Origin of the sequence: Streptomyces sp. Isolate_45, assembly GCF_024721315.2 — a bacterium.
In the GTDB taxonomy this organism is placed as follows: domain Bacteria; phylum Actinomycetota; class Actinomycetes; order Streptomycetales; family Streptomycetaceae; genus Streptomyces.
This window is the reverse complement of sequence record NZ_JANFAK020000026.1, coordinates 63,235-70,024: the sequence shown is the minus strand read 5'-3', so window position 1 is coordinate 70,024 and position 6,790 is coordinate 63,235. Positions and strand designations below refer to the sequence as shown.

At 68.4% G+C, this 6,790-nt stretch carries 5 protein-coding genes; 3 read left to right on the top strand and 2 right to left on the bottom strand.

Features of this window, described 5'->3' with window-relative positions; translation table 11 throughout:
* Window positions 1-73: 73 nt before the first annotated feature.
* Window positions 74-1,309, bottom strand: coding sequence for an ice-binding family protein (locus NOD94_RS11660; protein ID WP_281205763.1), 1,236 nt, complete (start codon window positions 1,307-1,309; stop codon window positions 74-76).
* A gap of 1,094 nt (window positions 1,310-2,403) precedes the next feature.
* On the opposite strand from NOD94_RS11660, the gene NOD94_RS11655 reads away from it, so the two are divergent.
* Window positions 2,404-2,625, top strand: coding sequence for a hypothetical protein (locus NOD94_RS11655; protein ID WP_281205762.1), 222 nt, complete (start codon window positions 2,404-2,406; stop codon window positions 2,623-2,625).
* Between the two features lie 19 nt (window positions 2,626-2,644).
* On the opposite strand, the gene NOD94_RS11650 is transcribed toward NOD94_RS11655, so the two are convergent.
* Window positions 2,645-3,526 carry a helix-turn-helix transcriptional regulator gene (locus NOD94_RS11650; RefSeq protein WP_281205761.1) on the bottom strand — a complete coding sequence of 294 codons (882 nt, stop codon included), beginning with the start codon at window positions 3,524-3,526 and terminating at the stop codon, window positions 2,645-2,647.
* Window positions 3,527-4,563: 1,037 nt separating this feature from the next.
* Between NOD94_RS11650 and NOD94_RS11645 the strand changes: the two genes are divergently transcribed.
* Complete coding sequence (locus NOD94_RS11645; RefSeq protein ID WP_281205760.1) at window positions 4,564-5,736, top strand: amidase domain-containing protein; 1,173 nt, start codon at window positions 4,564-4,566, stop codon at window positions 5,734-5,736.
* A 39-nt stretch (window positions 5,737-5,775) separates the two neighbouring features.
* Window positions 5,776-6,225 carry a hypothetical protein gene (locus NOD94_RS11640; RefSeq protein WP_281205759.1) on the top strand — a complete coding sequence of 150 codons (450 nt, stop codon included), beginning with the start codon at window positions 5,776-5,778 and terminating at the stop codon, window positions 6,223-6,225.
* Window positions 6,226-6,790: the final 565 nt, after the last annotated feature.

Genomic DNA, 6,790 nt, shown 5'->3' with positions numbered 1-6,790 from the left:
GCACTTCCTCGCCTTCACCAGCCTCGCCTGCACCCTCATCTGCTACCGCCGACTAGCCAAATGAGATGACTTCTTAGCCCTCGTGGCCCGCGGGCTTGTTGCCGTAGCCGTAGTGGTCGCCGGGCTTCCCGCCGTGGTCGTGGCCGTGGTCCGGCTTACCGGGTCCGCCCTCGTGCCCGTGGTCCGGGCCGCCGTGGTCCGGTCCGCCGTGCTGCGGTCCGCCGTGCTCCAGGCCGTGGTGGTCCGGGCCGCCGTTGCCGGGCCCGCCGCCGTTCCCGCCGGTGACGTTCCCGCCGATCGTGTTCCCGGCCGTGTTACCCGCGGTGTTCCCGGAGGTGTTGCCGGCGATGTTCCCCGAGGTGCCGCCGGACACGAGGTCGACGATCGGTCCGCCCAGGAGGCCGCCACCGATCAGACCCACGGTCGTGCCGGTCGTCGTGCCGGCCGTCGGCGTGCCGGCGGTCGTTCCGGTGGTGGTGCCCGTGGTCGTTCCGGTGGTGGTGCCCGTGGTCGTGCCCGTGGTCGTGCCGGTCGTCGTGCCGGTCGTCGTTCCGCCGGTGGCGCACCCGCCGAGGAAGATCCTGTTGTTGTTGAGCGTCACCTCGCCGTTACGCGCCAGTGCCCGGCCCTCGATGTTCGCCCCCTGGTTCACGAAGATGGAGGTCAGGGCCATGATGGTGCCCACAAAGGTGGAGGTGGTGCCGAGGGTCGCCGAACTCCCGATCTGCCAGAACACGTTGCACGGCGAAGCGCCGTTCGTGAGGAGGATCCGGCTGCTGGACGCCGTGGTCAGGGCTTCAGGAATCTGGAACACCCAGACCGAGTTGGGGTTCCCCCCGGCGTTGAGGACCAGGTCGCCCGTGAGTCCGACACCCGATGTGGCCCTGTGGACGCCGGGAAGCAGTTCCTGGCCCCCGCCGATTCCTGCCGCGAGCGGGAAGTCCGGCGCCTGGCCGCCCAACTGGCCGGCTGCCTGGTTGTACGCCACGATCAGATCGCTCTTGGCCTGAGCGGCCGCGGCGTCCGCGGCGTGCACCGCGCCGCGCACCAGGCCCGGCGGGAACCCGGTGATGGCCGGGTTCGGGTGCGTCCCGAGGTCGTGGTCGAGCACCGAGGGGCCGGTGTTCGTGACTCCCTGACCGGCCAGAACGGAGTAGCTGGCGGTGGTGCCCAGCGGCACGGGTGTCGCGATGGCCATTGCCTGCGTCGGCAATCCGGCGACCATGACAGCAGCAACCGTTACGGCGACGGCCGAGGACAGCCAACCGGAAAGAGTACGGCGCCGAGCCGCTTGGATTTTCAGCTTCATCAAGAGGCCATTTCCTGTGGGGGGTGGCGTACCGGGCCCTACCGTTCTCCGGGGGCCCTGGTGTGTCGCTGCCGCATATTACGCAGGAAATTTCACGCACCAATAACGGGCGAGGCGCGGAGGGGGGATTAATACAAACACATCCCACAGGGGAAATCGCGCTGAAAATAATCAGACTCACACTGTCGATAATCCGACATTCCCCCCGAATGGGCAGAGCTCGATTAACCCACAAGGGGCAGCGCCGCACACCTGCCCAAATAGATCCAACCGCCGCACAAGGAGCCGTACCGCCAGTCAGGCGATCTCGCGATCCTGCGGAGACGGGCGTGGCGGCGTTTCATCGTCGATTCACCGCCCTCGGTCACGAACCCGGGGCTTCGCCAGGAGCGGACGGATCTTGGTGAGCGGTTGGTGCCGGACGATTTGGGAGCCTCCGACTGAGTTGATGCGTCCGCAGGATGGCGGTCGGCGGCGCGCCGGTGATCGTGAGGCCCTGACCGCGATCATCTTCGTGGCGATTTCGGTTCGCACGTGGCGGCAGCCTCCACCGCTCTTCGGCCCGGGCCGGCAAACGGTCTACCTGCATTTCACAAAGGAGGAGCCGAGCCCACGTCTGGGGCCGGCTGCACCCCGCCGTCCTGGATGAACTCGGTGCCGGTTGCGGTGCGCGATCAATTCGGCGGTCTGCGGGCTGTAAAATGGAGCCCAAGGCCGCCCGGCGGCAAGGCAGTTAGCGCCCGCTGCTCACCCGTAGTGCCAGGGCGGCGCCGACCGGCGCGAACGGGCGACCTGCCCAAAGCGAATCTCACCGATGGCCGCTGGTAAACCGATGCCGCACAGCTGCGGCTGCCTGTAGCGCCGGTTGCGCAGGTTTCCGCTCTAATGTTCACCGACACCGAGGTTCCGGCGGGAGGCGAGGGCCTAAAGCCGGGGCCTGGTCGCGTGGGTCATGCCGAGGAGCAGGGCTACCAGGGCGGACGGCTGGCCTCCGTGCAGGCTCTCCGTACCTTCGGCGTGCTGGTAGCGCCGTCTGCACGCACGCCCGTCGCGTGGGCAGTCACCTGCGAAGGCACGATCCGCCAGGGGATGGCATGACGGCGGAGCCAGACGCCCCGGCGGGAGCCGGGGCCGGGGAGCCTGTCGGTCCGGCAGGCGTCGATCCGTCCGTACGCGAGACGGTCGAGGAGATCGTGCGGGCGGTCCGCGACGGCAATGACGCGGCCATCCGCACCCTGCCGGCGGCCGATCTGGCCGACGTCGCGGACATCGCCGCCTCGCTGTACCTGCGCGAGCGGTTGTACGCGGATCAGTGACCGGCTGCGGGTGCGATGGTCAAGGCCGGCCCGGCAACGAGGCGGCGGCCAGGCGCTGCGTGGCGACACGGCCGATGAACCGGCGGGTGATGTCCGGGTTCAGGGCCCGGGCCTGAAGGTGGTGGTACATGACGCTGTAGTGCTGCACGTCGGATCGTTTCTCCAAGTAGATGTCGCTGGTGAACCGTTCCAGATACACCGTCCCCGCCGCGGGAGCGTCCGCGAAGTCGAGGATGGAGAACTGTCCCGAGACGCCCGGGTGGGCCCCAACGTCGTGCGGGAGTACCTGCACTGTGATGTGCGGCTGACCACCGAGGTGGTTCAGATGCTCGAGCTGTTCGCGCATGATCTCCGGACCGCCGACTACGCGGCGCAGCGCGGACTCGTCCAGTACGACCCATAAGCGCAATGGGCGGGCCGGGTGGTGGGCCCGGTGCTGACGGCGCAGCCGAACCGTGAGACGGGTGGCGATCTGTTCAGCCGTGGCCAGAGGGATCGTTTCCTCGATGACGGCGCGGGCGTAGGCGGGCGTTTGCAGCAGGCCGGGGATCATCAGGGGCTCGTAGGAGCGGATCGAACAGGCTTCCGTCTCCAGGCCGATGTAGACGGAGTACGGGACCTCCCCGCAGGCCGCCCACCAGCCCTGTCGATCGGTCTCCGTGGCCATCCGCATCAACGAGTCGACAACCTGCTGGTCGCTGACTCCATAGAGGCCGCACAGGTCCCTCACGTCACGGGGCTTGATGGCCCGGCGGCCGTTCTCCAAGTGGCTGATCTTGGGCTGGGAGATCAACAGATGCTCGGCCACCTGCCTACTCGTCAGACCACCGGCCAGGCGAAGCCGACGCAACTCCGCACCCAGCCGACGTCTCCTGACGGTGGGGTTTCCATTCGCCGCCACGGGCGGTCTACCTCCGGCTCGGAACTGTCTACCAGCCGCGGGAATGACGCGGCCGGGCCCGGGCGAACGTATGCGCCGCGCAGTGATGATCAAGGGGCCTGCTGCCGAGTGTCGTCCCGCCCGAACCCAGCCGCGTGCACAGCCTGGACAGGGTTCACCCGGATGCCATGGTCTTCCACCTGTTTGCCGCAAAGAACCGCGTGCCGGCCGGCCCATGGGAGTGCTCAAACCGCTCTGGGGCAACTCGGCGGTCACCACCTGGAACGACCGACGCGCGGCGCGATCGGCGGCCGGTTTCAGCTCGTGCCGAGGCCTTGGTCCGAGCATCCCGGCCTGGCCGACAGGTCGTGGTGGATTCACAGGTGACCGGCCGGCTCATCGGATCAGTCAGGAAGCGTTGTCGTAAATGCCGCGAGGCGGCACGAACCCACCGGCGAGGCCTCCGAAGTCCGGGGTCGGGAGCACCCCGCAGCACCCCTTTGTGTTGGATTGTCGATAATGATCCCCCGGGCCGGAACGCACCGCAGGCGCCTTGCGCAATGCCCTGGCCAGGGTTGATCCGAATTTAGCCGGTGTTCACGCTGCGCTCCGCTCCTGGTCCGGGCCGGTGAATCCGTGGCGGCGGTCGGCTGCCTCGACGGCCGCCAACGCCTTCTCCCACTCGGCCGGGTCTTCCTCGCGCGCGCTCGGCGAATTGGCTGACGGCACCATCCGCCCGCTCGGCCTGCTCTCCCCCGTCCGGGCGTTGCACGTACCGCCCTCTGCAGGGTGTGGTCGGTGGCAGCCCGCGCACCTGAGGGTGCCGCAGGTGCTGCCCGCCGCCGTGCGCGGGGCGTCAGCCGCGTCGCAGGCCGGCGAGGTGCGGTGCGCCCTGCGGCCGGGCCGCGTTTAATTCAGCCCCGAATGCCGCGCCGTTGCTATACGTTCCCTCAGAATCATGTTCGAGAAAAGCATGGGGGGAACTGGAAATGGGTAGTCCCATTCCGCATTTTCACCGGATACGGCGGGCTCAGTCGCTGGTTATCGCTTCGGTACTCGTGGGTGCGATCACCGGCCTGTCCCAGGGTGCTCAGGCCGCCGACGGGCCGGCGGACTCGGTGCTCCTGCTGGACGCCGGTCGCGTACACCTGCAGAACCGGGCCGATCTCGTCACGACAGCGCCGCAGACGGCCCGCGGGGTCCGGACCGCGGTCGCGATGACGGCGCCGATGGCGCAGGAGTCCCAGCAGGAGGCCGCCGCCCTGGCGGATCGCGGCGCGACGCTGAAAGCGGTCAACGGCGGGTACACCTCGGCTTCGGTCACCGTCACCGCGGACAAGGTGCTCGTGGACGGCAACAGGGCGGTCGTGGACCTCGTCGAGGACACGAAGCTGTATTTCCCCGACGTCGTACCGGGGGAACCCGAGTACGAGGAGTACAGCCTTCCTCACACGCTCACCTACACCCGTGACGCGGCGACCGGTACCTGGCTGCTGAGCAAGGACTCCCCGGTGCTCGACCCCAACGGGCCGGCTCCCACCACGCAGCTCACCCAGCCCGCACCGGTCCCCTTCAAGGAGCCGCCGTTCAAGCCGAACCCGGGTGAGCAGGGGCCCAACCCGCCGGAGGTGCAGCCCGCCGAGGGGGTGAAGGCCGGGCGGAGCGGTACCGTCAAGGGGGCGGACTCCGGTAGTGCGCCGAAGGCGCTGCAACCGTCCGCGGCCGCAGGTGCGGCACCGATGGCCGCGGCTTCCTACTCCTACAGCAGCATGGTGAACTACGCCAACAGGTACTGGAAGAACTGGAACGGAAACTATCGGAGCTATTCGAGCGACTGCACCAATTTCATCTCTCAGGCGATGAGGGCCGGAGGTTGGGGAACGACTTCCGGGAGCGCCTCCAGCCGGAGCGACAATAGGAAGTGGTTCTACGGGAGCTTCTCCTGGACCACGAGCTACACCTGGGCCGGCGCCGAGAACTGGTACTGGTTCGCCTCCCGCCACTCCGGACGTACCTACATGCTGAGCAACGTGTGGTACATGCAGAACGCCGACGTGCTCCAGGCCGACTGGAACCGGGACAACACGATCGACCACACCATGATCGTGACCGCTGTCGGCGGAAACGGCGAGCGCTACCTGACATACCACTCGGGCAGCACACACAACAGGAAGCTCAGCTCGCTGGTCGCTTCCTACCCCTCCGCGTGGTGGTACGCGCACCGCACCTGATCAAGCAATCCGCCCCTTCTTCTCCCCGCAGGAGGACCGATGCGAGCCAAAGACGGCCGTGCGCCCTTGATCGTCACCGGGGCCGCGCTGGCCCTCCTACTGACCGGATGCAGCTCGGACACCGGTCCGAACGCGGGCCCTGAATCCGAGCGGGCGGCGGCCGACGCCTATATCGCGGCGCTCAACGCGAAGGACACGCAGGCGCTGCGCGCCCTGGCACCCCCGGGCAACGACGCCGCGGCTGAGGCCACCGACAGGGTCGATCGCCTCGGCGGACGTGGACTGCGGCTCCAGAACGTGGAGGTCCAGCACGACTTCGGGCCCGACGTAGCGTCGGCACTGCTGGTCACCACGGCAGCAGATGGGTCCGCGGGCGAGGAGCGGATCGTTCTCACCCGGATAGACGGCCGCTGGTACATCACACTGGGCCAAAACCCAGAAGGGGCCAACGACAAGACACCGGCGTCAACCCAGAAGCCGACACCCTGATGGCTGTCCCGTGATCCAACAGCGGCCTTTGCCAAGGGGTTTCCCCCTGGCGTCCAGTCGTTCAGCTTGCCCGGCCGGCCCACGTCGGCGCTGGGGAGACCGCCTGCATGGGCGCTCTCCCCAGCTGTGTTTCACACGGTGAGTTGCTGCTTCGCGTCGAAGCCGGTGGTGGGCTCGGCGGTGAGACCGTGCTGCTCGTCGGGGCGGCCCTTCTTGGGCAGCGGGAAGGTGATCGCGAGGAAGACCACCACATCCTCCGACGACCTGGCCGTCCAGGCGGCGAACGATGCGGCGAAGGCGGCCGAAGCCGCTGCGGAAGCCCTCTCCGATGCCGCACAAGCCGAGCCCACGGCCGGCAGGGCGGTCCCTCCCCCGGATTTCCCAGGAACAGGCCCGCGCGATCGGCCGAACACGCTGCCCGACCAGGGCCCGACGTGACACAAGCAGTGTCTTTCACGGAAGCCGGACGTCTGGTCCGTGGCAGTACTGCCCCGCCGAGCCGAGGTCCGCGTCGGCCGACCGCGTGCTGCCGCACACCGCCCAGGCCCGGGCGGACGGGGGACGC

Coding starts and splice junctions, on each gene's coding strand:
- NOD94_RS11660 (WP_281205763.1), bottom strand. CDS start 1,309: ATGAAGCTGAAAATCCAAGCGGCTCGGCGCCGTACTCTTTCCGGTTGG.
- NOD94_RS11640 (WP_281205759.1), top strand. CDS start 5,776: ATGCGAGCCAAAGACGGCCGTGCGCCCTTGATCGTCACCGGGGCCGCG.
- NOD94_RS11655 (WP_281205762.1), top strand. CDS start 2,404: ATGACGGCGGAGCCAGACGCCCCGGCGGGAGCCGGGGCCGGGGAGCCT.